General features: G+C 66.6%; 23 protein-coding genes. 20 read left to right on the top strand and 3 right to left on the bottom strand.

Annotated elements, in window-relative coordinates; all coding sequences use genetic code 11:
* Position 1 precedes the first annotated feature (1 nt).
* The 13 genes from atpB (at position 2) to AC1REM_RS13665 (ending at position 13,361) form a co-directional block, all read left to right on the top strand.
* Positions 2–808, top strand: coding sequence for a F0F1 ATP synthase subunit A (atpB, locus tag AC1REM_RS13725; protein ID WP_492515106.1), 807 nt, complete (start codon positions 2–4; stop codon positions 806–808).
* Positions 809–853: 45 nt separating this feature from the next.
* Complete coding sequence (atpE, locus tag AC1REM_RS13720; protein WP_454126857.1) at positions 854–1,090, top strand: ATP synthase F0 subunit C; 237 nt, start codon at positions 854–856, stop codon at positions 1,088–1,090.
* 29 nt (positions 1,091–1,119) lie between these two features.
* Complete coding sequence (locus AC1REM_RS13715) at positions 1,120–1,665, top strand: F0F1 ATP synthase subunit B (protein ID WP_204937645.1); 546 nt, start codon at positions 1,120–1,122, stop codon at positions 1,663–1,665.
* Positions 1,665–2,453: a F0F1 ATP synthase subunit delta gene (locus AC1REM_RS13710; RefSeq protein ID WP_492515105.1), complete on the top strand. Its 789-nt coding sequence runs from the start codon at positions 1,665–1,667 to the stop codon at positions 2,451–2,453. Before AC1REM_RS13715 ends, AC1REM_RS13710 begins: the two co-directional genes overlap by 1 nt.
* 53 nt (positions 2,454–2,506) lie before the next feature.
* Positions 2,507–4,147: a F0F1 ATP synthase subunit alpha gene (gene atpA / locus AC1REM_RS13705; RefSeq protein ID WP_378789197.1), complete on the top strand. Its 1,641-nt coding sequence runs from the start codon at positions 2,507–2,509 to the stop codon at positions 4,145–4,147.
* 18 nt (positions 4,148–4,165) lie between these two features.
* Entirely contained in the window at positions 4,166–5,065 is a 900-nt protein-coding gene (locus tag AC1REM_RS13700; protein ID WP_492515104.1) for a F0F1 ATP synthase subunit gamma, read from the top strand.
* A 23-nt stretch (positions 5,066–5,088) separates the two neighbouring features.
* The gene (gene atpD, locus AC1REM_RS13695; protein WP_492515103.1) at positions 5,089–6,543 is read left to right on the top strand and encodes a F0F1 ATP synthase subunit beta; all 1,455 of its coding nucleotides are present in this window, start codon (positions 5,089–5,091) and stop codon (positions 6,541–6,543) included.
* A gap of 2 nt (positions 6,544–6,545) precedes the next feature.
* The gene (locus AC1REM_RS13690) at positions 6,546–6,806 is read left to right on the top strand and encodes a F0F1 ATP synthase subunit epsilon (RefSeq protein ID WP_204937640.1); all 261 of its coding nucleotides are present in this window, start codon (positions 6,546–6,548) and stop codon (positions 6,804–6,806) included.
* An 86-nt stretch (positions 6,807–6,892) separates the two neighbouring features.
* Positions 6,893–7,648 (top strand): YaaA family protein, encoded by a 756-nt coding sequence (locus tag AC1REM_RS13685; protein WP_492515102.1) that lies wholly within the window; start codon positions 6,893–6,895, stop codon positions 7,646–7,648.
* A 94-nt stretch (positions 7,649–7,742) separates the two neighbouring features.
* Entirely contained in the window at positions 7,743–8,480 is a 738-nt protein-coding gene (locus AC1REM_RS13680) for a large exoprotein (protein ID WP_492515101.1), read from the top strand.
* Between the two features lie 66 nt (positions 8,481–8,546).
* Positions 8,547–9,527, top strand: coding sequence for an aldo/keto reductase (locus AC1REM_RS13675; protein ID WP_492515100.1), 981 nt, complete (start codon positions 8,547–8,549; stop codon positions 9,525–9,527).
* A 75-nt stretch (positions 9,528–9,602) separates the two neighbouring features.
* The gene (locus AC1REM_RS13670; protein ID WP_492515099.1) at positions 9,603–10,430 is read left to right on the top strand and encodes a PP2C family protein-serine/threonine phosphatase; all 828 of its coding nucleotides are present in this window, start codon (positions 9,603–9,605) and stop codon (positions 10,428–10,430) included.
* 57 nt (positions 10,431–10,487) lie between these two features.
* Complete coding sequence (locus tag AC1REM_RS13665) at positions 10,488–13,361, top strand: FtsK/SpoIIIE domain-containing protein (RefSeq protein WP_492515098.1); 2,874 nt, start codon at positions 10,488–10,490, stop codon at positions 13,359–13,361.
* Between the two features lie 6 nt (positions 13,362–13,367).
* Here the strand turns inward: AC1REM_RS13665 and AC1REM_RS13660 are convergent, their stop codons facing one another.
* The gene (locus AC1REM_RS13660) at positions 13,368–14,372 is read right to left on the bottom strand and encodes an asparaginase (protein WP_492515097.1); all 1,005 of its coding nucleotides are present in this window, start codon (positions 14,370–14,372) and stop codon (positions 13,368–13,370) included.
* 91 nt (positions 14,373–14,463) lie between these two features.
* Here AC1REM_RS13660 and AC1REM_RS13655 point away from each other — a divergent pair, with 91 nt between their 5' ends.
* The gene (locus tag AC1REM_RS13655; protein ID WP_492515096.1) at positions 14,464–14,976 is read left to right on the top strand and encodes an OsmC family protein; all 513 of its coding nucleotides are present in this window, start codon (positions 14,464–14,466) and stop codon (positions 14,974–14,976) included.
* Between the two features lie 6 nt (positions 14,977–14,982).
* Here AC1REM_RS13655 and AC1REM_RS13650 read toward each other — a convergent pair whose 3' ends face one another.
* Positions 14,983–15,762: a lysophospholipid acyltransferase family protein gene (locus AC1REM_RS13650; RefSeq protein ID WP_204937633.1), complete on the bottom strand. Its 780-nt coding sequence runs from the start codon at positions 15,760–15,762 to the stop codon at positions 14,983–14,985.
* A 143-nt stretch (positions 15,763–15,905) separates the two neighbouring features.
* Between AC1REM_RS13650 and AC1REM_RS13645 the strand changes: the two genes are divergently transcribed.
* Genes AC1REM_RS13645 through AC1REM_RS13635 form a run of 3 tightly spaced genes read left to right on the top strand, consistent with a single transcriptional unit; the run spans position 15,906 to position 19,359 of the window.
* Entirely contained in the window at positions 15,906–16,871 is a 966-nt protein-coding gene (locus AC1REM_RS13645; RefSeq protein WP_492515095.1) for an FKBP-type peptidyl-prolyl cis-trans isomerase, read from the top strand.
* A 36-nt stretch (positions 16,872–16,907) separates the two neighbouring features.
* Positions 16,908–17,990: a 1-deoxy-D-xylulose-5-phosphate reductoisomerase gene (dxr, locus tag AC1REM_RS13640; protein WP_492515094.1), complete on the top strand. Its 1,083-nt coding sequence runs from the start codon at positions 16,908–16,910 to the stop codon at positions 17,988–17,990.
* Positions 17,991–18,045: 55 nt separating this feature from the next.
* Positions 18,046–19,359 carry a M50 family metallopeptidase gene (locus tag AC1REM_RS13635; protein WP_492515093.1) on the top strand — a complete coding sequence of 438 codons (1,314 nt, stop codon included), beginning with the start codon at positions 18,046–18,048 and terminating at the stop codon, positions 19,357–19,359.
* Between the two features lie 55 nt (positions 19,360–19,414).
* Here AC1REM_RS13635 and AC1REM_RS13630 read toward each other — a convergent pair whose 3' ends face one another.
* Positions 19,415–21,346, bottom strand: coding sequence for a chorismate-binding protein (locus tag AC1REM_RS13630; RefSeq protein ID WP_492515092.1), 1,932 nt, complete (start codon positions 21,344–21,346; stop codon positions 19,415–19,417).
* A 204-nt stretch (positions 21,347–21,550) separates the two neighbouring features.
* Here AC1REM_RS13630 and ispG point away from each other — a divergent pair, with 204 nt between their 5' ends.
* From ispG to AC1REM_RS13615, 3 genes are all read left to right on the top strand, one after another.
* Positions 21,551–22,702, top strand: a complete 1,152-nt coding sequence (ispG, locus tag AC1REM_RS13625) for a flavodoxin-dependent (E)-4-hydroxy-3-methylbut-2-enyl-diphosphate synthase (protein WP_492515091.1) — start codon at positions 21,551–21,553, stop codon at positions 22,700–22,702.
* A gap of 68 nt (positions 22,703–22,770) precedes the next feature.
* Positions 22,771–23,637: a hypothetical protein gene (locus tag AC1REM_RS13620; RefSeq protein ID WP_492515090.1), complete on the top strand. Its 867-nt coding sequence runs from the start codon at positions 22,771–22,773 to the stop codon at positions 23,635–23,637.
* A gap of 137 nt (positions 23,638–23,774) precedes the next feature.
* Positions 23,775–24,530 carry a lytic polysaccharide monooxygenase gene (locus AC1REM_RS13615; RefSeq protein ID WP_492515089.1) on the top strand — a complete coding sequence of 252 codons (756 nt, stop codon included), beginning with the start codon at positions 23,775–23,777 and terminating at the stop codon, positions 24,528–24,530.
* The last annotated feature ends 31 nt before the right edge of the window (positions 24,531–24,561 follow it).

Genomic DNA, 24,561 nt, shown 5'->3' with positions numbered 1-24,561 from the left:
GTTGACTCAAGCCGCGACTCTCATCGCTACCGCCACTGAGGATCCGACGTTCCACCCACCGTCGATCTGGGAGTTCTTCCCCCCGGTCATCGCGTTTGAAGGAACTCCGTTCGCGTTCACGCGCATCAACCTCGCGCAGATCCTGGCCACGGTCGTTCTGCTGCTGATCTTCCTGATCGCCACGCGCAAGCTGCGTCTTATCCCCACGCGCTTCCAGAGTGTCGTCGAGATGGGCTTCGACTTCGTTCGCGTCAACATCGCGCACGATCTGCTCGGACGCAAGGACGGCGATCGGTTCCTGCCGATCCTCATGACGCTGTTCTTCATGATCCTCTTCATGAACTTCACCGGAATCATCCCTGGTATCAACATCCAGGGCACCTCGGTGATCGCCGTTCCCCTCCTGCTCGCGATCGTGTCGTACGTGACATTCATCTACGCGGGTATCAAGAAGAGTCCGAAGGGCTTCATCAAGAACGCGCTGTTCCCGAGCGGTGTGCCCAAGGGGCTCTACCTCATCGTGACACCGCTCGAGTTCCTCTCGACCTTCATCATCCGTCCGGTCACGCTGACGTTGCGTCTGCTGATGAACATGATCGTCGGGCACCTCATGCTCGTGCTGTTCTTCTCGGCCACGCAGTTCTTCATCTTCGGACTCGGCGGCTTCTGGAGCGCCCTCGGTGTCGGCACCGGTGCCTTCGGCCTGGCCTTCACCCTGTTCGAAATCCTGGTGTACGTCCTCCAGGCCTACGTCTTCACCATCCTGACTGCGGTCTACATCCAGCTCGCAGTCGCAGAAGAGCACTAAAGGGGACAGGCGCTCGCCTGCCCACCAATCGAAAGGAAAACCCCCGTGGACGCAACTACGGTTCTTGCAGAAGTTTCTGGCTCGCTCGCAGCGGTCGGCTACGGCCTCGCAGCCATCGGCCCGGCTATCGGTGTGGGCATCGTCGTCGGCAAGACGATCGAGGGTGTCGCTCGCCAGCCTGAGCTCGCCGGTCGCCTGCAGGTCCTCATGTGGATCGGTATCGCCTTCACCGAGGCGCTCGCCTTCATCGGCATCGCTGCCGGCTTCATCTTCGGCTTCTGATCCAGCGACCAAACACCTAAGGAGACAGGATGCTGAGCACTCTTGTCATTGCCGCGGAAGAGGCGCCTAACCCGCTCTTTCCGGCGTACTACGACATCATCTGGTCGGCGGTGTGCTTCGTCATCATCCTGGTGGCGTTCTGGAAGGTCATCATCCCGCGACTCACGACGATGCTCGATGAGCGCTCTGCTGCCATCGAGGGCAACATCGCCAAGGCCGACGAGGCGCAGAAGCAGGCTGAGGCCGCGCTGGAGGAGTACACCCGCCAGCTCGCCGAGGCACGCGTCGAGGCCGGTGAGATCCGTGAGGCCGCCCGCGAGGACGGCAAGAAGATCGTCGCCGAGGCCAAGACCGCTGCGACCGTCGAGGCCGCACGCGTGACCGCTGCCGCCAGCTCGCAGATCGAGGCAGAGCGCCAGGCCGCTTTCGTCTCACTGCGCTCGGAGGTCGGAACGCTTGCGCTCGACCTCGCCGGTGGTGTGGTGGGCGAGACGCTGTCGGACGACGCTCGCGCGTCGGCCGTGGTCGACCGCTTCCTCGCTGACCTCGAGGCATCCGAGAAGGCGGCTCAGTAATGGGCAGCGCGACCACTCAGGCACTCGCGGCATCCACAGAGGCGCTTGCCGCAGCGAAGGGCGTCACCCTCGAGACCGCTGGTGAGCTGTTCGCAGCCGCTCGGCTGATCGGGGAGACCTCCCAGCTGAGCGGCGCGCTGGCAGATCCGGCTGCTCCGGCTTCGGCCCGGGCCGCCGTCATCACCACTGTCTTCTCCGGAGCATCCGCAACGGTTCAGGAGGCACTCGCGGTCGTCGCCGCACAGCGCTGGTCCAGCGCTGGGGACCTGGTCGACGGGATCGAAGAGCTCGCCATCCGCGCAGCGGCAAGCGGCGAGCCCTCCAGCGACATCGAGAGCGAGCTGTTCGCCGTCTCGCGCATCGTCGCCGAGAACCCGGAACTCGAGCTTGCGCTCGGCAGCCGGCTCGGAGACGGCGCGGCGAAGAGCGCGCTGATCGAGCGCCTGCTGGCCGGCAAGGTGGGCGCAGCATCCGCGCTCATCGTCTCGTCGCTGGTCCGTGACCCCCGTGAGCGTCGCGTCCGTCAGTTGCTGAGCCGTGCCATGCGCATCGTCTCGGCGCAGCGCGGCCGCATCGTCGCCACGGTGCACACGGCATCCCCGCTCACCGCGGAGCAGAGCGCTCGCCTCGGCGAGAGCCTCTCGCGTCGCTACGGTGCGCAGGTGTCGCTCAACCAGGTGATCGACTCCTCGGTCGTCGGCGGTCTGCGTGTGCAGGTCGCAGACGATGTCATCGACGGCAGCATCTCCGCGCGGCTCGCCGATCTTCGTCAGAAGCTCGCGGGCTAACTCAGACTTCGCGCGGGTGACCGCGCACCCCTCTTAGAACCAAAGGGAAGACAATGGCAGAACTATCGATCAGCCCCGACGTCATCCGTGACGCGCTGAAGGACTTCGTCGCCGCCTACGAGCCCACCGGCGCTTCGGCGACCGAGGTCGGCACGGTCATCGACGCAGCCGACGGCATCGCTCACGTTGAGGGGCTGCCGGGCGTCATGGCAAACGAGCTCGTCACGTTCGCGGACGGCACCAAGGGCCTCGCGCTGAACCTCGACGAGCACCAGATCGGTGTCGTCGTCCTCGGCGACTTCACCGGTGTTCAGGCCGGCCAGGAAGTCACCCGCACGGGCGAGGTCCTCTCGGTCCCCGTCGGCGACGGCTACCTCGGCCGCGTGGTCGACCCCCTGGGTCAGCCCATCGACGGTCTCGGCGAGATCGCCACCGAGGGTGTGCGTGAGCTCGAACTGCAGGCGCCCGGCGTCATGCAGCGCAAGAGCGTGCACGAGCCCATGCAGACCGGTGTCAAGGCCATCGACGCCATGATCCCCGTCGGCCGCGGCCAGCGTCAGCTGATCATCGGTGACCGTCAGACCGGTAAGACCGCTCTGGCGATCGACACGATCATCAACCAGAAGGACAACTGGGCGTCGGGCGACGTCAACAAGCAGGTTCGCTGCATCTACGTCGCCATCGGCCAGAAGGGCTCGACGATCGCCTCCGTCAAGGGCGCGCTCGAAGAGGCCGGCGCCATGGAGTACACGACGATCGTCGCCGCTCCCGCGTCGGACCCCGCAGGCTTCAAGTACCTCGCTCCCTACACCGGTTCGGCCATCGGCCAGCACTGGATGTACGGCGGCAAGCACGTCCTCATCATCTTCGATGACCTGTCGAAGCAGGCCGAGGCCTACCGTGCCGTTTCGCTTCTTCTGCGTCGTCCGCCGGGCCGTGAGGCGTACCCCGGTGACGTCTTCTACCTGCACTCCCGTCTGCTCGAGCGGTGTGCAAAGCTCTCCGACGAGCTCGGCGCAGGTTCGATGACCGGTCTCCCGATCATCGAGACGAAGGCCAACGACGTTTCGGCCTACATCCCGACCAACGTGATCTCGATCACCGACGGCCAGATCTTCCTCCAGTCCGACCTCTTCAACGCCAACCAGCGTCCCGCGGTCGACGTGGGTATCTCGGTGTCGCGTGTTGGTGGTGACGCTCAGGTCAAGTCGATCAAGAAGGTTTCCGGTACGTTGAAGCTCGAGCTGGCTCAGTACCGCTCGCTCGAGGCGTTCGCGATGTTCGCCTCGGACCTCGATGCCGCTTCGCGTCGTCAGCTTGCCCGTGGTGCACGTCTGACCGAGCTGCTCAAGCAGCCGCAGTACTCGCCGTACCCCGTTGAGGACCAGGTCGTCTCGATCTGGGCCGGAACGAACGGCAAGCTCGACACGATCGAGGTCGAAGACGTGCTGCGCTTCGAGCGCGAGCTGCTTGACTACCTGCGTCGCAACACCTCGATCCTCGACACCCTGCGTGAGACCAACGTTCTCGACGACGCAACGGTTGCCGAGCTGGAGAAGCGGACCGACGAGTTCATCCTGGAGTTCCAGGGCGGCAAGGGCCACGCGATCGGTGCTCCCGGTCACGAGGAGCACGGCGCTGCCGATGCTGAGGACGTCAACCAGGAGAAGATCGTCAAGGGTCGTCGCGCCTAATCGCGCCGGAGACGAACTATGGGCGCTCAACTTAGGGTCTACAAGCAGAAGATCTCTTCTGCTCAGACGACCAAGAAGATCACGAAGGCGATGGAGCTCATCGCGGCTTCGCGCATTCAGAAGGCGATGGCACGCGTCAAGGCGTCGTCACCCTTCGCGCGTGCCGTGACTCGGGCTGTGTCCGCCGTCGCGACGCACTCCAACGTCGATCACCCGCTCACCCGTGAGCCCGAGACGATCCGCCGCTCCGCGGTTGTGATCTTCAGCTCGGACCGCGGTCTGGCCGGCGCGTTCAACTCGCAGATCCTCCGTGAGGGACTCGAGGTGGCCGAGCTGCTGCGTTCGCAGGGCAAGGAGCCGGTGTTCTACCTGGTCGGCCGCAAGGCTGTCGGGTTCTTCCAGTTCCGTGGCCTGGAGGCAGCTGCCGAGTGGACGGGTGACACCGACACTCCGCAGTTCCAGACCGCAGAGGAGATCTCGGCGACACTGCTCGAGGCGTTCTCGCGCGGCGGTGAGGAAGGTGGCGTCGATGAGATCCACCTCGTCTTCAACCGCTTCGTGAGCATGATGACGCAGTCGCCGGAGACGGTCCGCCTGCTCCCGCTTGAGATCGTCGAGTCGGATGAGACGGAGGCTTCCAGCGCCGTCTACCCGCTCTACGAGTTCGAGCCGGACGCCGAGACGGTGCTGGACGCGATCCTGCCGGTGTACATCCAGAGCCGCGTCTTCAACGCGCTGCTGCAGTCGTCGGCCGCAAAGCAGGCCGCGACGCAGAAGGCGATGAAGTCGGCCAGCGATAACGCCGACAAGCTCATCACCGACTACACCCGCCTGCGCAACAACGCACGTCAGGCCGAGATCACTCAGCAGATCGCCGAGATCGTCGGTGGAGCCGACGCTCTGGCGTCGAGCAAATAGACCCTCACGAAAGAGACGAAGAAATGACTTCCACCGCCACGGCCGAGCAGGCCACGACTGCGGTCGTCGGGCGCGTCGCGCGCGTCAACGGACCCGTCGTCGACATCGAGTTCCCGCACGACTCGATTCCGGACATCTACAACGCTCTGAAGACGACCATCACGATCGGTGAGTCCTCGACGGAGATCACGCTTGAGGTTGCACAGCACCTCGGTGACGACCTGGTTCGCGCCATCGCCCTGAAGCCCACGGACGGCATCGTCCGTGGCCAGGAGGTGCGCGACACCGGTGCGCCGATCTCGGTTCCCGTGGGCGACGTCACCAAGGGCAAGGTCTTCAACGTCATCGGCGAGGTGCTCAACGCCGAGCCTGGTGAGCAGATCGAGATCACCGAGCGCTGGCCGATCCACCGCACGGCTCCGAACTTCGACCAGCTTGAGTCCAAGACTCAGCTGTTCGAGACCGGCATCAAGTCGATCGACCTCCTGACCCCCTACGTGCAGGGTGGAAAGATCGGTCTGTTCGGTGGTGCAGGTGTCGGCAAGACCGTCCTCATCCAGGAGATGATCCAGCGCGTGGCGCAGGATCACGGTGGTGTGTCGGTGTTCGCCGGTGTCGGTGAGCGCACCCGTGAGGGCAACGACCTCATCCACGAGATGGAAGAAGCGGGCGTCTTCGACAAGACCGCCCTCGTCTTCGGCCAGATGGACGAGCCGCCGGGAACGCGTCTGCGCGTCGCCCTCTCGGCTCTGACGATGGCGGAGTACTTCCGTGACGTGCAGAAGCAGGACGTGCTGCTCTTCATCGACAACATCTTCCGCTTCACGCAGGCCGGTTCCGAGGTGTCGACGCTTCTCGGTCGTATGCCGTCGGCCGTGGGTTACCAGCCGAACCTCGCCGACGAGATGGGCCTCCTCCAGGAGCGCATCACCTCGACGCGTGGCCACTCGATCACCTCGTTGCAGGCGATCTACGTGCCGGCCGATGACTACACCGACCCGGCTCCCGCGACCACGTTCGCGCACCTCGACGCCACCACCGAGCTCTCGCGTGAGATCGCATCGAAGGGTCTGTACCCGGCCATCGACCCGCTGACCTCGACGTCGCGCATCATGGACCCCCGCTACCTGGGCGAGGACCACTACCGCGTTGCGACCACGGTCAAGCAGATCCTCCAGAAGAACAAGGAACTGCAGGAGATCATCGCCATCCTCGGTGTCGACGAGCTCTCCGAAGAAGACAAGATCGTCGTGGCTCGCGCCCGTCGTATCCAGCAGTTCCTCTCGCAGAACACCTACATGGCGAAGAAGTTCACCGGTGTCGAGGGGTCGACGGTTCCGCTCAAGGAGACCATCGAGTCGTTCGACGCGATCGCCAAGGGTGACTTCGACCACGTCGCCGAGCAGGCCTTCTTCAACGTCGGTGGCATCTCCGACGTCGAAGAGCGCTGGGCTCAGATTCAGAAGGAGAACGCCTGATCATGGCGCTTCAGGTCAGCCTTGTCTCCGCAACGGCGGAGGTCTGGACGGGGGAGGCCACGCTCGTCGTCGCCAAGACCGTCGAGGGTGAAATCGGCATCATGGCCGGACACGAGCCGATGCTGGCCATCCTTGCCGAGGGCCAGGTTCGTATCACGCAGGCCGATGGTACGAAGGTCCTCGCGAACGCTCAGGACGGCTTCCTCTCCAGCGAGGGAAACGTCGTCACGATCGTCGCGGGCAACGCAGCACTGATCGCCTGATTCTCTGAACAGAAGCGGCGGGAAGGCTCTCCGGAGTCTTCCCGCCGCTTCTTTCCGTTCTGCCACTGCTCCTGAAGGAGTGCTCTGTGAAGATCCTGCTTCCGCCGTCGGAGACGAAGCGCATAGGCGGCACCGGCGCCCCGTGGTCGGCCGCCGCGTTGGCGATGCCGACGTTGCAGCCGCAACGTGATCGTGTGGTGGACGCGCTGATCGCACTCTCCGCCGACCCGGAGGCCGCGAGTCGCGTGCTGAAGCTCAGCGCGCGCCAGCGCGGGGAGATCACGCACAACGCGGCGCTGCGCGAGGCCGCGACGATGCCCGCCGTGGACCGCTACACCGGCGTGCTCTTCGACGCGCTGGATGCATCGACACTTCCTGCCGCGGCGCGGCGCTGGCTGGGGCAGCACGTTTGGATCCACAGTGCGCCATTCGGTCCCGTCGGCGCACTCGATCCGATCCCCGCCTACCGACTGGGTGCCGCGGTCTCTCTGCCCGGGGTGCCGCCGTTGCGGCGGCTGTGGGCGGATGCGGTCTCGGAGTCGATCGCGGCGTCGCATCCGCGCTTCATCCTCGACCTCCGTTCCGAGGCGTACGTGGCACTGGGGCCCGTTCCGGATTCGGTGACATCCGCATACGTGCGCGTCGTCACCGACGAGGAGGGTTCGACGCGTGCCCTCAATCACTTCAACAAGCACGCGAAGGGCGCGCTGGTGCGTCGCCTGGCAGAGGCCCGACCGCGTATCGACTCTGTGAACGCGCTCTTCGCCTGGGCGGAGCGCAGCGACGTGACGCTGCGTCCGACGGGCGCTGTGGGAACGATCGAACTCGTCGTTCCGGCGTAACGCGTCATGCACGGGGTATCGGCGCCCTGCGCTCTACCGCTAATCTGAGGGGCGCGAAAGCAACCTTTCGCGTGACTACTCCTGGGAGGAACCCATGCCTGACTACGGCTACGGCTATGATGGCGGCGCGCTGGCCCTGTTGGCCGCCTTTGCCATCTTCTTCACGTTCTTCGGCCTGGCGTTCTACGTCATCGGGTCGCTCTTCCTCATGAAGATCTTCGAAAAGGCGGGTGTGCAGGGCAAGTGGCGTGCATGGGTGCCTGTGTACAACACCATGATCTTCTTCAAGCTCGGCGATCTCAGCCCGTGGCTTGTTCTCTACGGCATCGGTGCATCGCTGGTCCTCAGCTGGCTCCCCGTCGTCGGGCAGCTCATCCCATTCGCGATCCTGGCGCTGACGGCGCTCGCGGCATGGCGCGTCGGCCTGAAGCTGCAGAAGGAAGCGGTCTGGGTCGTGCTCTACGTTCTGCTTTCCCTCGTCTGGCTGGGTATCAACGCTTTCGACAAGTCGCGCTGGAACCCGGCGATCGCGCCGGCACCGTGGGGCGGAAACGCTTTCCTGGGCGACCGGACGGTCTGGGAAGGCATCCCGGCTCAGCCGTCGGCTGCGGCAGCGCCGCAGGGCTACGCAGCTCCCGCTCCGCAGGGTTATGCTCCGCCGGCGCCGCAGGGTTACGCTCCGCCCGCTCCGCAGGGCTACACGGCACCGCCTGCTCCGGTCGACCCCGCCGCTGGCCCCGCTGTGCCGCCGGCTCCGCCCGCGCCTCCGGTTCCTCCGGCGCCGCCAGCACCTCCCGTGCCGCCGGTGGACCCGAACAAGCCTTCGGCCTGACATCACTGTGCGACGCCCCCGTTCCCCGGAACGGGGGCTTCGCCGTTCAGGCGGTAGCGTGGAGCTATGACGGCACTCGAACGGCGCGTAGGTTCCTCTGGTCTGATCGTCTCTGCGGTAGGGCTGGGGTGCAACAACTTCGGCCGCCTCGGCACGGCGAGTGAGTCGTTGGATGGCACGCGACGGGTCATCGATGCCGCGATCGCCAGCGGCATCACCTTCTTCGACACCGCAGACATCTACGGTCGTGAGCCCGGCCTCAGCGAGACCCTGATGGGCGAGGCGCTGCAGGGACGGCGGGATCAGGTCGTGCTCGCGACGAAGTTCGGCCACAACGAGCTGCCCATGGGGTATGAGTTCCCCGCAGGCCTCGGTTCCCGCCGTTACGTGCGCTACGCGGTGGAACGGTCACTGCAGAGACTGGGGACGGACTGGATCGACCTCTACCAGCTGCACACGCCGGATGTGCTGACGCCCATCGCAGAGACCATCGACGCGTTGGACGAGCTCGTGCGCGAGGGGAAGATCCGGTACTACGGTCACTCGAACTTCACGGGGTGGCAGATCGCCGAAGCCGAGCTCACCGCCCAGGCTCGTTCGACCGGGCGCTTCATCTCCTCGCAGAACCACTACTCCCTGCTCGCGCGGGGCGCTGAGCGCGAGGTGCTACCGGCTGCTTCGCGATTCGGCCTCGGCGTCTTCCCGTACTTCCCCCTCTACAACGGCCTCCTCACCGGAAAGTTCACACGCGACGGAGGACCCGCGGAGAGCCGCATCATGCGCACGCGTTCGCACCTCTGGGCACACGCTCCCTGGGATGCGCTCGACGCGTATCGCGACTTCTGCGACGCACGCGGCATCACGATGCTCGAGGCGACCTTCGGCTGGACGCTCGCTCAGCCCGGCGTCGCATCGGTGATCGCGGGTGCGACGTCCGCTGCTCAGATCGAGGACAATGCGCGTGCCGGCAGCGCATGGACTCCGGACGCTGCGGACCTTGCGGCGATCGACGAGATCTTCCCGCTTCCCACCGATCCGGCCGCGTGACGTCGGGCAGAACCCCATCGACTACGATGGGTGAGGCTTTGGCCGCCGTTCATTTCGAACTCCGAAAGGCATCCCGTGACTGACGCGTCGACTGCTACATCTCAGGAAGTCGACCTCGGCGCGGGTGATCGGATCACCGTCACCTGGGCAGGACGCACCGACATCGGCCGTCGGCGAGACAGCAATCAGGATTCGTTCTTGGCCGAGTTCCCGCTTTTCGTCGTCGCGGACGGCATGGGCGGACACGCCGGGGGAGAGGTCGCGAGCCGGCGCACCGTTGCACGACTGCATGCTGCGGTGAAGGCCGGAGCACTCTCCGCATCCGCCATCGAGAAGGCGATCGACAAGGCCGTCAGCGACATCCGGGATCACCCGGAGACGACCGATGAGGGTACCGGCACCACCCTCACAGGCGTCTATCTGGATGTGCAGGCATCCGAGGACGAGGGCGAGAAGGCCACGGCACGGTGGGTGTCGATGAATATCGGTGACTCACGCGTGTACCTGCAGCGCGACCAGGCGATGACCCAGGTCACGACAGACCACTCTGTTGTGCAGGAGCTCATGGCGGCGGGGCGGCTGAGCCCCGAGGAGGCCGAGGGCCACCCGTACGCGAATGTGATCACGCGCGCGGTGGGTGTGAGCGAGCAGGCTCCTCCGGACTACCGCGAGTTCGCCGTGCACGACGGGGATCGTTTCGTGATCTGCTCGGACGGCTTGACCAAAGAGCTGACGGACTACGGGATCCAGCATTTTCTCAACGAGAATGCCGATCCGGCGGCGGCTGTCGACGCCATGATGACTGCGGCGCTGGAGAACGGTGGGCGTGACAACGTCACGGTGATCGTCGTGAATGTCGCCCGTGTCGACGAATCCTCCCCAGCGGGCCCTGTTCTGGACTGATCCACAGATCGCGGGCGGCCGAGACCGCCTGTCAACGGGAGCCGCTCAACTGGACAGATGGATCTGTCCGAGCCTCTTGCTCTTCCCATCGCACCGCCGGAACCCCGACGGCCGTCGTTGCCCATCCTCGCGGCGCTCGTGCCGGTCGTCTCCGGTCTCGTGCTGTGGGGCGTCACCGGCTCGCTGTTCTCCCTCTGCTTCGCGGCGCTCGGTCCGCTGATGCTGCTGGCCTCGTTCGTCGACGGCGCTCGCCAGCGCAGACGTGAGAGCCGACGTGCGAACGTCGAGCACGATGAAGAGTGGGAGCGTGTCGAACGGGAGCACACGCGGCGGCAGGAGCAGGAACGAGTCACGCTGCTGCGGTCCCATCCGGATGTCGCGTGTCTTCTGCAGGAGGAGACATTGCGTCGTGCAACTGTCGAATCGGGCGTTTCGCTGACGGTGGGACGAGGCGCGACGGTCAGCAGCCTTCGCCTCAGTGGTGGGGAGGGGGAGCGGGCGAGGGAGTTTCGCGAGCGGGCGAGGGAAGTGGATGCGGCGCCCCTCACTGTGTCCCTTGCCGACGGCGTGTGTGTTCGCGGACCTGCTCCCATCGCGGGTGCGGTTGTCCGCGGACTGCTCCTGCAGACCTGTCTTCGGTATTCACCGCAGGCACTGCGGATCACAGGTGCGTTGGCGGAGCAGCTGGGGCTCGAGGGGCTCGCCCACCTGCGTGGCACGCGGCGTGCTGCATGGGTGCTCGATGTGTCGGACGATGCATCTGATGTGGTCACCGCGAACGGGCGCGTCCTGATGCTCGACGGCGGCGCGGATACACCGCCGGGCTATGCCGCGGTGCTCGACGTCGCCGATCCTCTCGGCGCATCGCTACGCACGGCGACGGGGGTGCGTGAATGCGCCGTCGAGGGAATCTCGCGAGCCCAGGCGGAGGCGCTCATCCAGGCGATCGCCGACACGGACGATGTCGGTGAAGAACTGCCTGCACACGTCGTCTGGGATGACCTGCAGATGGATGCTCCGCTGTCGGCTGACGGGGGACTCCGCGCCTCTCTCGGACGTCAGGCGCGCGACGAGCTCGTGCTGGATCTGGTGGAGGACGGCCCGCATGCAATCGTCACGGGCGTGACCGGCTCTGGGAAGAGCGAGCTGCTCGTGAGCTGGGTCGTCGCGCTGGCGAATGCGTACCGGCCAGAGGATGTCGTCTTCGTGCTTGCGGACTTCAAGGGAGGCACCGCGTTCGATCCACTGAGGGAACTGCCGCACGTGGCGGCGGTCATCACCGACCTCGACGGCGATGGGGCCGAACGAGGCGTGCAGAGTCTGCGTGCCGAGCTGCGTCGTCGTGAGCGTGCTCTCGCGGCGGTGGGGGCGCGGAGTGTGGCCGATCCTTCAGCCGACCTTCCTCGCCTGGTGATCGTCGTCGATGAGTTCGCAGCACTTCTGCAGGAGCATCCTGATCTCGGCACCGTCTTCACCGACATCGCTGCTCGAGGACGGGCGCTCGGCATGCACCTGATCTTGGGGACGCAACGCGCCTCCGGAGTGATTCGCGACGCGCTCGCCGCGAACTGCCCGCTGAGGGTCAGCCTGCGGGTCAGCTCCCCTGGCGACAGTCTGGCTGTGCTGGGCGTCGACGACGCCGCGCATCTTCCTGGGGACGCGGCCGGACGCGGACTCGCGCTGGCACGCCGACCGCGGGACGCGGATCCGGTGCCATTCCGCGTCGTCCTCACTCGGGCGAGCGATCTCCGTCGGGTCGGAATGCGACATGCGCACGCCCGGCGGGCGCGGAGCCCGTGGCGTCCGCCGCTGCCGAGCCAGGTGACGGTCAGCGAACTGCTCTCGACGACCGGTGAGGTCGCGACATCCGACAGGCTGGTGCTTGGCCTTGCCGACGAACCGGACGAGCAGAGGCAGAGTCTCCGGGCGCTGCGCGTCGGACGTGATCGTGGACTCGTCGTGATCGGCGGTCCTGGCACGGGGAAGAGCAGTGTTCTGCGAGCGGTGACCACTCAGCACCCGGAGGCGGTTCGCGTGCCCCGCGATCCGGAGGGCGCATGGAGCCTGCTGGCTGATCTCGCGCAGGGTCGGCGGCCGCTGCCGCCCGTGCTTCTCTGCGACGATCTGGACGCAAGAGTTTCGGCGTTCCCGCCCGACTACGCCGCCGAGTGGCTCGGAGCGTGGGAGCAGGTCGTCCGACGCAGTACCGCGGAAGGATCGACGATCGTCGTCAGCCTGTCACGGCTCACGGGGGCACTCACGTCACTGGCTGATCTGGTCGGACAACGTGCGTTGCTGCGACTGGGATCGCGAAGCGAGCATCTTGCCGCGGGCGGGGAGCCGGGCGCCTATCGTGCGGACCGTCCAGAGGGCCGCGCACAGTGGAATGGGAGAGAGGTGCAGTTCGCGTGGACCGAGCAGATCGCGGATGACGCCCGAGGGGCGGAGGCGGGTGCGCCGAATCCCTCGGAGTGGTGGCCGAGGTCCGCCACGACGGCGATCATCACGACGCGGCCCTCCGACGTGGCGACGGCGCTGCGCCGTACCTGTGTAGACGTCGACGTCCGCCTCGTCGGCGAGCTCGACACGGCCGCAGCGGCCCGCGCCCTGGAAGACGTGCGGCAGACACTGCGCGGTGATGCACCCTCGACATCGAGTCCAGTCCTCCTGCTCGGAGACGCCGACGCGTGGCAGCGGCAATGGCCGCTCTGGCAGCTCAGCCGCGCAGAGGGCGAGGTGCTTGTGTCCAGCGAGTGCGCGCGGGAGATGCGCACGCTGCTCGGAATGCGCGACCTGCCGCCCTATGCCGTTTCGAACGCGGGGCGAGCGTGGCTCATCCGTGAGGGGAACCCGCCCGAACGCACAACGATCGGAGCGCTCACGGCCCGCGCCGGACAGTCGCACATGCGCAGGGAGAGACGGCTTGAGTGAGTGCCGTTAGAGGCCGATGATTCCGGCGCCGGGGTGGATCTTACCGACCGCCTGACCGCCTCCGAGAACGTCCAACGGCAGGGCGGCGGTGAGGTCCTCGATCTGCGCGGCAGTGAGCGCACCGACACGAGCGAGCAGAGTCGCTGCCACGATCGTCGTCGCACGGGCCGAACCGTCGAGCATCTTCAACGCGACGGTCGCACCATTGGGTGCCACCATGACCATCACTCCCTCAGCGCCGCCCTTTGCGAAGACACCGAGCTTCTCGATCGCGATCGTGTCCGCGCGACCGGGACCGTCGATCGTCCAGGCGTTCTGTCGCACCGCCGCGACCAGCGCGCCGGCGACGCGGTGCAAAGCGAAGGGGGAACGGCCGGATGCCGATCCGATGCGGTGGATCGCGCGAGCGAGGCCCGTCAGGGTCATCGCGTAGATCGGTGCGCCGCACCCGTCGATCGCGGTCGCCGCGACCTTCTCGCCGGTCAGACGCTCGATGACCTCGCGCGTGTGTACCTGCAGCGGGTGATCGGGGGAGAGGTAGCCCTCGGTCGGCCACCCGGTCGCAACGCACGCGCGCAGCATCGCCGCGTGCTTGCCCGAGCAGTTCATGCGGATTCGTGTCTGCTCACCGTGCTCGCGAACGAGCTCGTCACGCGCATCGCTGTCGCTCGGCCATGCCGGGGGGCACGCGAGATCGTTCTCCGTCAGACCGCCCTCGAGCAGGATCGCCCGGACGACCTCGACATGACGGTCGGTGCCGGCGTGACTCGCCGTAGCCAGGGCGAGTTGCTCACCCTCGAGCGCAGCGCCGGTCGTCACGCTCGCGATCGCCTGCAGCGGCTTCAGGCTCGAACGGGGAAGCACCAGCGCATTCGTGTTGCCGAGTGTGAGCACGGCCTCACCCTCAGGGGAGAGGACGACCGCGGCACCCGCGTGACGGGATTCGATGAATCCGTTCCGCTCGACAACGGCAAGTTCGACAGCATCCTGAACGGTGAGAGTTTCCAGCACGACAGCAAGCCTAACGCCGCGCTGAACTCCGTGCAGTGCGCGCGCGGAGGCTGCGTGGCACGATCAATTCCTGCGTGGCACGATGAGTTCCATGGATTCATCGCGCCTTCCCCTCGGACAGCACCGTTACGCCCTCACCACCACCTGGACCGGCAACCGGGGCACAGGAACGAGCGGCTACCGCGACTATGCACGCGATGTGACCCTGCAGGTCGCGGGAAAGCCCGACATCCTCGCGTCCGCGGACAAACCGTTCCGCGGTGATCCGGAACGATGGAACCCCGAAGACCTTCTGCTGGCGGCGCTCTCCGAATGCCACCTCCTGTCGTACCTGCACGCCTGCGTTCAGGCGGGGGTCGTCGTGGTCGACTACCGCGACGAGGCGACCGGCCACATGCAGGAAGACGGGCAGGGTGGCGGCGCCTTCACCGAGGTGATGCTCCGTCCGACGGTCGTGGTCGCGGATGCCTCGATGGTGGACGCGGCACACGACGCTCACGCCCAGGCGAACGCCTGGTGCTTCATCGCCAATTCGGTCTCATTTCCTGTCCGTCACGAGGCGACGATCCTCGTCGTCGGCGAGTCCGACGCTCGGCAGGAGTGAGAGGACTCAGCGGCGCTCGTGCGGCAACGCCTGCTTGATCTTCTCGATCGCGCCGTGCGCGGGGACCTCGTTGTAGGCGTTCGCGAGCTCCTGCTCGGAGAGCGCGTGGATCGCCGCCATGATCTCGTCGGTCGCCAGGCGTCGAGCCCGTCCGGAGTTCGCCGCACCGTGCCGCGACAGGTCGAGCGGTTCACCGAAGCGCACGGTGATCCGGGCGCTCAGCGAGGGCATCTTCGCACCGACGGGCATCGCCTTGTCCGTGCCGATGAGACCCACGGGCACGACCGGCGCGCCGGACTGCAGAGCGAGGAAGGCGACGCCCGTGCGGCCCTTGTAGAGACGCCCGTCCGTGGAGCGGGTTCCCTCCGGGTACAGTGCCACGGCGAATCCGTCATCCAGAAGCTGGCGCTGCTGGTCGAGCGCGTCCAGAGCTGCCTGACCTGCGCCGCGACGCACCGGGATGGCGCCGATCGATTCGAAGAACGTGCGGCTGATCCAGCCTTTCACTCCGGTGCCCTCGAAGTAGGTCGACTTCGCGAGGAAGTGCACGGGGCGAGGAGCAGCGACCGGAATGGCGAGAGAGTCGATGAACGACAGGTGATTGCTCGCGAAGATCACGGGCCCGTGCAGGGGAACGTTCTCGCGGCCTTCGATGCGGGGCCGGTAGATTAGCCGGGCGAGCGCGCTGATGACAAAGCGTCCTGCGGCGTATGTGAAGCCCGCGCGCTTCGGGGTCTGAGCCGGAGCCGTCGTCGTAGCGGTGTCGTCCACGGGCTCAGAAGTCATCAGACCAGCGTATCCCGGCATTCATTCCCGTCGCGGAATGGGCACGGCCCGAAATGTCGAGGGAACGCACGGACTTTCTCAGCGCGGGCAAAGCCGAGTGCGTCAAGATAGAGGCGCTCCCGAAACAGACTTGAGGTATCACTGTGCGCATCCGCCCGTTCGCTGCTGTCTCCGCCGTCGCCGTGACGGCACTCCTGCTCGCCGGTTGCTCCGGTGCGCCCGAGACCGCTCCGGAGTCCAGCCCGACACCAGACGCACAGTGCCTGCTGGACGCGAAGCCGGGCAAGACGTCCGACGCCATCACGATCTCCGGCAGCGGCGCAGACGCCACCGTTGAGGTTCCTGCCGATCTGCCGTTCGAGGCGCTGGAGCGCACGATCGTCACCGAAGGCGACGGCGACGACGTGTTCGCAGGAGACCTGCTCTCGATCCGCTACCAGGTCGTCAACGCCGAGACGAATGAGGTTCTCGACTCGAGCGAGCGTGGTGAGGGCGGTGTGCTTCCCGTGCTGATGGATCCGCAGTCCTCCTCGCTGTTCGTGGCTGCCCTTGAGTGTGAGCCGCTCGGCTCGACCGCTGTTCTTGCTTTGCCGGCTTCCGTTCTCGGCGGCGAGGGCGCGCAGTCGCTCGTCGTCTACGCGGAGTCGGTGGAGAAGCTCCCGACGATCGCCTCCGGCACCCCGGTCGACCCTGCAGAGGGAATGCCTACGGTCAAGCTGGACAAGGACGGCGCGCCGACGATCACGATCCCAGAGGGTACAGAACCGCCCGCGGAGACCCGCGTCGAGGTGCTGCAGCAGGGCGACGGCGCCGAGGTGCAGCCCGGCGACCTCGTCGTCGTCCAGTACCGCGGTGTGAAGTGGTCCGACGGCGAGGAGTTCGACTCGAGCTGGTCTCGTGAGGCGACCCCTACCCAGTTCCAGACCAACCAGGTCGTCAACGGGTTCCGCCTGGCGCTCGAGGGCCAGAAGGTCGGCTCTCAGGTGCTCGTCGCCATGACGCCGGCCGATGGATACGGCGAAGCGGGCGGAACGCACGAGCTCTCGGGTGAGTCGCTCGTCTTCGTGGTCGACATCCTCGCCACGACGCCGGTCCAGGCGGCGCAGTAGATATTCCGACGGGCGCCGCACGCGTAGGCTGAACGCATGCGGCGCATCATCGTTCTGGGGTCCACCGGCTCCATCGGCACTCAGGCCCTCGACGTCATCCGGGCGAACCCGCGGCGCTTCGAGCTCGTCGGCATCGCGGCCGGTTCCAATCGCACGATGGTCGATGAGCAGGCGCGTGAGTTCCGACTGGAGCACACGGCGCTCGGTGCGGCAGAAGCCGAACAGCTGGTGCGAGACGTCGAGGCGGATGTCGTCCTCAACGCCATCACGGGGTCGGTCGGCCTGGGCAGCACGCTCGCCGCGCTGAAGGCCGGTCGCATGCTCGCCCTCGCCAACAAGGAGTCGCTCATCGTCGGCGGTTCCCTCGTCACGGCGGCCGCCGCTGAGGGGCAGATCGTGCCCGTCGATTCCGAGCATTCCGCGCTCGCGCAGGCCCTGCGTGCAGGGACGCACGCGGAGGTGCGGCGACTCGTCGTGACCGCCTCGGGTGGCCCTTTCCGCGGGTGCACCCGCGACGAGCTGCGCGATGCCACGCCCGCGGAGGCGCTGGCGCACCCCACCTGGGACATGGGACGGGTGGTCACCACGAACTCCGCGACGCTCGTCAACAAGGGGCTCGAGGTGATCGAGGCTCATCTGCTGTTCGACATCGCCTATGACGACATCGACGTCGTGGTCCATCCGCAGTCCATCGTGCACTCGATGGTGGAGTTCGTCGACGGCTCGACGATCGCACAGGCATCCCCTCCTGACATGCGCCTTCCGATCTCACTGGGGCTCGACTGGCCGCACCGCGTCGGCGGCGTCGGGCAGCCGCTGGACTGGACGAAGGCCACATCGTGGACCTTCGAGCCGCTCGATGAGACCGCTTTCCCGGCGGTTTCTCTCGCGAAGCAGGTCGGACGTGCAGGTCTGACATTCCCGGCGGTCTACAACGCCGCCAACGAGCAGGCTGTCGACGCGTTCCATGAGGGACGACTGTCGTTCCTCGGGATCGTCGACACCGTGGCTCGCGTCATCGACGCCCATGAGCCGCCTTCTGCCCTCACCGTCGAGTCGCTCGCGGAGGCGGAGGACTGGGCACGCCGGACCGCAGATGCGCTGATCGCCGCGGGCTGATTCCGCTTCCTCGCGCGTTCGGCGTTTTCCTATCCCGCACCACTAGCGTGTGAGGGTGGAAACCCTGCTCTACATCGGCGGCCTGCTGTTCATGCTGGTCGGCCTTGCCGTCTCGATCGCGCTGCATGAGATCGGGCATCTCGTTCCGGCGAAGCTGTTCGGTGTCCGCGTGGGGCAGTACATGATCGGCTTCGGCCCGCGTCTCTGGTCCCGCCGGTTCGGTGAGACGGAGTACGGGTTCAAGGCGCTCCCGCTGGGCGGCTACATCTCGATGTCGGGCATGTACCCGCCGTCGACCGCGGGCAAGCCCGCACGGGGGCTGTTTCGCACGCTGGTGCAGGACGCGCGATCCGCCAATGACGAGACGATCGTCGACGGCGATGAGAGCGGCGTCTTCTACCGGCTTCCGGTGTGGAAGCGGATCATCGTGATGCTCGGCGGCCCGTTCATGAACCTGGCCCTCGCGGTCGTGATCTTCTCGGTGCTTCTCTCGGGGATCGGTCTTGAGCAGGGGACGACCAAGATCGCCACGGTGTCGGAGTGCGTGCTTCCCGCGGGCTCTACACAGACGACCTGCAGCCCTGACGATCCCGCAGCCCCCGCGGCAGACGCGGGCTTCATACCCGGCGACACGCTGATCTCCGTCGACGGTGAGCCCATGCACGACTTCGCCGAGGCGACGGCGATCGTGCAGGCGTCGCCGGATGTTCCCCTGGAGGTCGTGGTCGAGCGGGAGGGACAGCAGCAGACGCTCACCCTCACCCCGATCGCTGCCGAGCGTCCGATGTCGGATGCGGCAGGGCAGCCGCTTCTCGACGAGAACGGCGACCGCGTGACCAAGACGGTCGGGTATGCGGGACTCGGTGCGCAGATCGGCTTCGTGCCACAGCCCCTGACGGCAGGGCCGGAGCTTGCCGCGGAGAACGTCAGCGCCGTCGCGTCCCTCGTGATCAACCTGCCCGCGCGTCTCTGGGACGTCGGGGTGTCTCTCTTCACCGGCTCTGAACGAGACCCGAACGGCCCGTTGAGCGTGGTCGGCGTGGGCCGCATCGCGGGTGAGGTTGCCGCGACGGACGCGCCGGTATTGAACCGCCTCGTCTTCCTGCTGAGTCTGCTGGGATCTCTGAACATCGCTCTCTTCGTGTTCAACCTGATCCCGCTCCTGCCTCTCGACGGGGGGCACGTCGTCGTCGCCCTTTGGGACGGTCTGCGTCGCGCGTGGGCGAAGCTCTTCCGTCGTCCGCCGCCCGCGCCCGTTGATGCCACGAGACTCGTACCGCTCACGGTCATCGTGGCGGTGCTCCTGGTCGGAATGGGAGCGCTGCTGCTCGTCGCTGACCTCTTCAACCCGGTCAAGCTCTTCGGCTAGACGAGACAGGAGGGTGGTGACGGCGCAGCCGTCACCACCCTCCTGTCAAAAGCGCCTACGCGTCGAGCGCGTGTGCGACGAGCCGTTCGAGCGTCTCCATGCCATCACGCGACAGGATCGACTCCAGATGGCCTTGCACTGAGGCGAAGCCCGGGCCCCGCAGTGCGTACACATCTCCGGTCTCTGTGTCCGCGGAGACCTCGGCGACGCCGACATGCGTTGAGCCGGGTGCGACCCGAGCAGTGAACGTGTTGTAGAAGCCGATCGATGCATCCTGCTCGAACACCGGCACAGACTTCTGCAGCCCCTGATGCGGCGAGGCGAGTGGTGCGAGGTCGATGTTCAGCGTGTCCGCCAGGATCTGGTGGCTGAGGCACACGGCAAGCAGCGGGGACCCGCTGGCACGACGCGCGGCCACGACTTCGCGCATCCGGGCGATGCGCGGCGAGGAGCCGTCACGCGGGTCGCCAGGACCGGGCCCGGCGACGAGAAGGTCGACGGCGGCGGCATCCGCATCCGCCACTTCGCTCCAGGGGGCGATGCGCACATCCAGGCCGAGGTGGCGCAGCTGGTGGGCGAGCATCGTGGTGAAGCGGTCTTCGGCGTCGACGACAAGGGCGGTGCGTCCGCTGAAGGGACCGACATGTGCCGCATCCGTCTGCGGGTTGATCCAGAACTCGGCGAGACGCGAGTTGCGTGAGGCGAGCAGAGCGGCGATGGTCGGATCCGACGCGAGGTCGTTCTCGGCAGCATCCGGAGCATCTGGGTCCTCGCGGGCCTCTGCGGCATGATCGCGTTCGATTGCGCCGATCGCGCCGAGTACACCGGCAGCCTTGCCGTGGGTCTCACTGACCTCGCCGGCCGGATCCGAGTGGCGTACGAGCGTCGCCCCGACCGGTACGCTCAGCTCGCCGTCCTTGACGTAGACCGTGCGGATGAGGATCGGCGCGTCGAGATCGTGTCCGCCCTCTGCGTTCGGGGTGAAGAGTGCGGCGACTCCCGAGTAGTATCCGCGGGGCTTGCGCTCGTGGCGTCCGATGACCGTGCAGGCGTTCTGCATGGGGGAGCCGGTGACGGTGGGCGCGAACATGGTCTCGCGCAGGATGTCTCGGGGGTCCATGCGGCTCCGACCGCGCAGCATGTACTCGGTGTGCGTCAGACGTGACATCTGCTTCAGATGGGGACCGGTGATGCGTCCGCCGTCCGAGCAGACCGCGCTCATCATCTTGAGCTCTTCGTCCACGACCATGAAGAGCTCTTCGGTCTCCTTCGTCGACGAGAGGAACGCGGTGAGAGACTCCTTCGTCGCCCCTCCCGCCGGATGGCGGAATGTGCCGGAGATCGGGTTCATCGTGACGATGCCGTCGCGGGCGATCACGTGCGCCTCGGGGCTCGCGCCGACCGCGATGACGCCGGGGGTGACCACGGCGAAGGTCCAGTAGGCGCCGCGTTCATGGGTCAGCAGGGCGCGGAACCAGGTGAGCGCCGCGTGACGCTCGTCGACGGAGATGCGGGCGGTGAAATCCCGCCGGATGACGAAGTTGGCGCCTTCGCCGCGGCCGATCTCATCGGCGATGACGCGCTCGACGATCTGCGCGTATTCCTCGTCGGGAACGTCGAAGCCGGCGTCCTGGAGTGCGATGGGATCCGACGGCAGCACAGTCAGCGCATCCGCGAGGGGGGTGGTGAGGTGCTCATCCACAAGAAGGCACCGCAGCGGCGCACCGTCGTCCTGGGCGGAGAAGCCGCGTTCGCGGACCTGGCGGTAGGGGACCATGGCGAAGACTTCGCGCGCGGTGCCGTCACTCAGCAGAGGAATGTCTGCGAGGAGGTCGACGTCGCGCACATCACCCGTGAGCAGCTCGACGACGGTCGCGTTCTCGCGCGCGAGCAGCACGAAGGATGCCGCAGGGTCAGCCACCAAAGCGGCAAGGCGCTCTCGCAGAGCGGCCGGGTCCGTGGCCGTGAAAGCCGCGTTCTTCGTCATGTGTGTCTCCATCGGTGTCTCGTGAATCGGGCATCCGGTGCGGCACGACAAACAAAACCGCCTCGGAAGGCGGTCTGGGTTTCGTGGGTACGCGAACTGACCGCCTAGAAGGCGGGCCACCAGGAGCGGGTCGCGGACATGGGGCGAAACTATCACACGGGCGGCGCCCAGACTCATCGTGTGTCGCAAAGGTAGGCTGGGGGCGTGCCAGCTGTGAATCTGGGGATGCCCAAGGTCCCCGAAGTCCTCGCCCCCCGCCGCAAGACGCGTCAGATCTCTGTCGGCAAGGTTCTCGTGGGCGGAAACGCGCCCGTCAGCGTGCAGTCGATGACGACGACGCCGACGACGGACATCAACGCCACACTGCAGCAGATCGCCGAGCTCACCGCCTCCGGGTGCGAGATCGTTCGCGTCGCCGTTCCGTCGCAGGACGACGCGGACGTGCTGCACATCATCGCGAAGAAGAGCCAGATTCCGGTCATCGCCGACATCCACTTCCAGCCGAAGTACGTGTTCCAGGCGATCGACGCCGGCTGCGGCGCGGTGCGCGTCAACCCCGGCAACATCCGCAAGTTCGACGACCAGGTCGGCTCGATCGCCAAGGCCGCGAAGGAAGCCGGAGTCTCTCTCCGTATCGGCGTCAACGCCGGTTCGCTCGACCGTCGCCTGCTCGAGAAGTACGGCAAGGCCACGCCCGAAGCGCTCGTGGAGAGCGCCGTCTGGGAGGCGTCGCTGTTCGAAGAGCACGACTTCCACGACTTCAAGATCTCCGTGAAGCACAACGACCCGATCGTCATGGTCAAGGCGTACCGCATGCTCGCCGAGCGGGGCGACTGGCCCCTGCACCTCGGTGTCACCGAGGCAGGGCCTGCCTTCCAGGGCACGATCAAGTCGGCCACCGCTTTCGGCATCCTCCTCTCGGAGGGCATCGGCGACACGATCCGCGTCTCGCTCTCGGCGCCGCCGGCGGAAGAGGTCAAGGTCGGTCACCAGATCCTGCAGTCGCTGAACCTCCGAGAGCGCAAGCTCGAGATCGTCTCCTGCCCGTCCTGCGGTCGCGCGCAGGTCGACGTCTACACGCTTGCCGACAACGTGACCGAGGGGCTGAAAGACATGACGGTGCCGCTGCGCGTCGCGGTCATGGGCTGTGTCGTGAACGGGCCGGGCGAAGCCCGCGAGGCCGACCTCGGCGTCGCCTCCGGAAACGGCAAGGGCCAGATCTTCGTCAAGGGTGAGGTCATCAAGACCGTTCCCGAGTCCGAGATCGTCGCGACGCTCATCGAAGAGGCCAATCGCATCGCTGCCGAGATGGGCCCGGATGCCCCGATCGGCACCGCGCAGGTCGTCACGTCCTGACGGCACGTCGAGTAGACGTCCGGCGCCCAGGTTTTCCGAGCTCCGCCAGGGGCTGGCAGACTGAACAGATGAGCGACACCCTCGTCACCTTCCCGAGCGGCACGACAGAAGGGCACGCCACAGTGCTTGCCGTGCATGAGACGGAGGCTGGCGGTGTCGTGATCGTCGATCGCACGCCGTTCCATCCGGTGGATCACACGTGGCCCGATCAGCCCGGCGATCGTGGCACGATCACGGCGAGCGGAGAATCGATCGCGGTCACGGAAGCGGTCATGGCGGCCTTCAGTGACGACGGCGTGTTCGCGACGGGTGCGGCGATTCCCGTGCGGCGCGGCACCGAGGGCTGGACCTGGCAGGTCGCACACCCGTTCGACGGTGCGGTGCCGGCGTGGTTGATCGCGGGCGCCGAGGTGGACCTGCGGGCGGATGCGGCGCTGCGCGCGGCTCTCAGTCGCGGACACACGGCCTGTCACTTGGCGTCGCTCGCGCTCGACCTGGCACTTGCGGACCTGTGGCGTAAGGACCCCGGTGCGGATCCGCTCGGGAGTCCCGACTTCGAGGCGCGCGCCAACCAGACCAGTCGCATCCATGAGGACGGCAGCGTCGACGAGTACCGTCTGGGCAAGAGTCTGCGCAAGGCCGGCTTCGACACGGAGGCGTTCGCGGGGAGCGTGGCGGAGCGTCAGCAGCACGCCAACGACACCCTCGCACGCTGGGTCGCCTCCGCGGCGTCGAGCCGTATCGACTCTGACGGGCCGAGCATCGTCGATCGCCGACAGTGGCGTTGCGCGTTGCCAGAGGGGGAGGTCGCATTCCTGTGCGGAGGCACACATGTGGCCTCGCTGGCCGAGTTCGCGGAGATCACTGTTTCGCTCGATCTGAGTGACCCGCAGCTCCTGGTGATGACGACGACCGCGCGGGGCGCGAGCGCCTAGAGGTCCCTACGTGGTTTCCACATTGCCCGGCTGTGCCGGGATATCGGCAAGGTGATTCTGGTTACCGTGAGTCCAGGTGAAGCGACGGGGGAGGCGCCTTCACTCGGAATATGTCACTGATGACTGGAGAAGAACACATGAAGCGTATGCGTACAGTATTCGCGGGCCTGGCTGTGGTTGCCGGGATCATCGCAGGCGCTGGCGTCGCAAGCAGCGCCAGCGCGCACGGCTGGGTCACCGACCCGCCGAGCCGTCAGGATCTCTGTTCGACCGGCAGCACGTCGTTCGACTGTGGTTCGATCAAGTACGAGCCGCAGAGCGTCGAAGCCCCCAAGGGCTCGCTGAAGTGCTCCGGAGGCAATGCAGCCTTCGGGATCCTCGACGACAACTCCCGCCCTTGGCCGGTGAAGAACGTGTCGTCCGACCTCAGCATCACGTGGAAGCTGACGGCGCGTCACGCTACCGCGTCGTGGGAGTACTTCGTCGACGGTCAGCTGTTCAAGACGGTGAACGACCACGGCGCGCAGCCGTCCGCATCCGTCACCCACGTGCTGCCGAACCTTCCGGCCGGCAAGCACACGATCCTCGCTCGCTGGACGATCGCGGACACCACCAACGCGTTCTACAGCTGCATCGACGTCAACGTGGGCGGCACCGGCTCGACCGACGGCACCACCGACGGTTCGACGGACGGCGCCACCGACGGTTCGACCGACGGCACCACGATTCCTGCGTGCGGCGCGGCCTGGGACAAGAACGCTGTCTACACGACCGGCGCGAAGGTCGACCACAACGGTCGCTCATACACCGCCAAGTGGTGGACGCGCGGCGAGACCCCCGGTTCCACCGGACAGTGGGGCGTCTGGACGGACAACGGAGCCTGCGCAGCCTGAGTGCTGAGCATCCTGTTCTGATCCACTGAAT

This window comes from Microbacterium sp. GW823-FHT02G05 (assembly GCF_058797175.1).
Note: the sequence above shows the minus strand (reverse complement) of the source record. Positions and strands in the feature narration are given on the sequence as shown.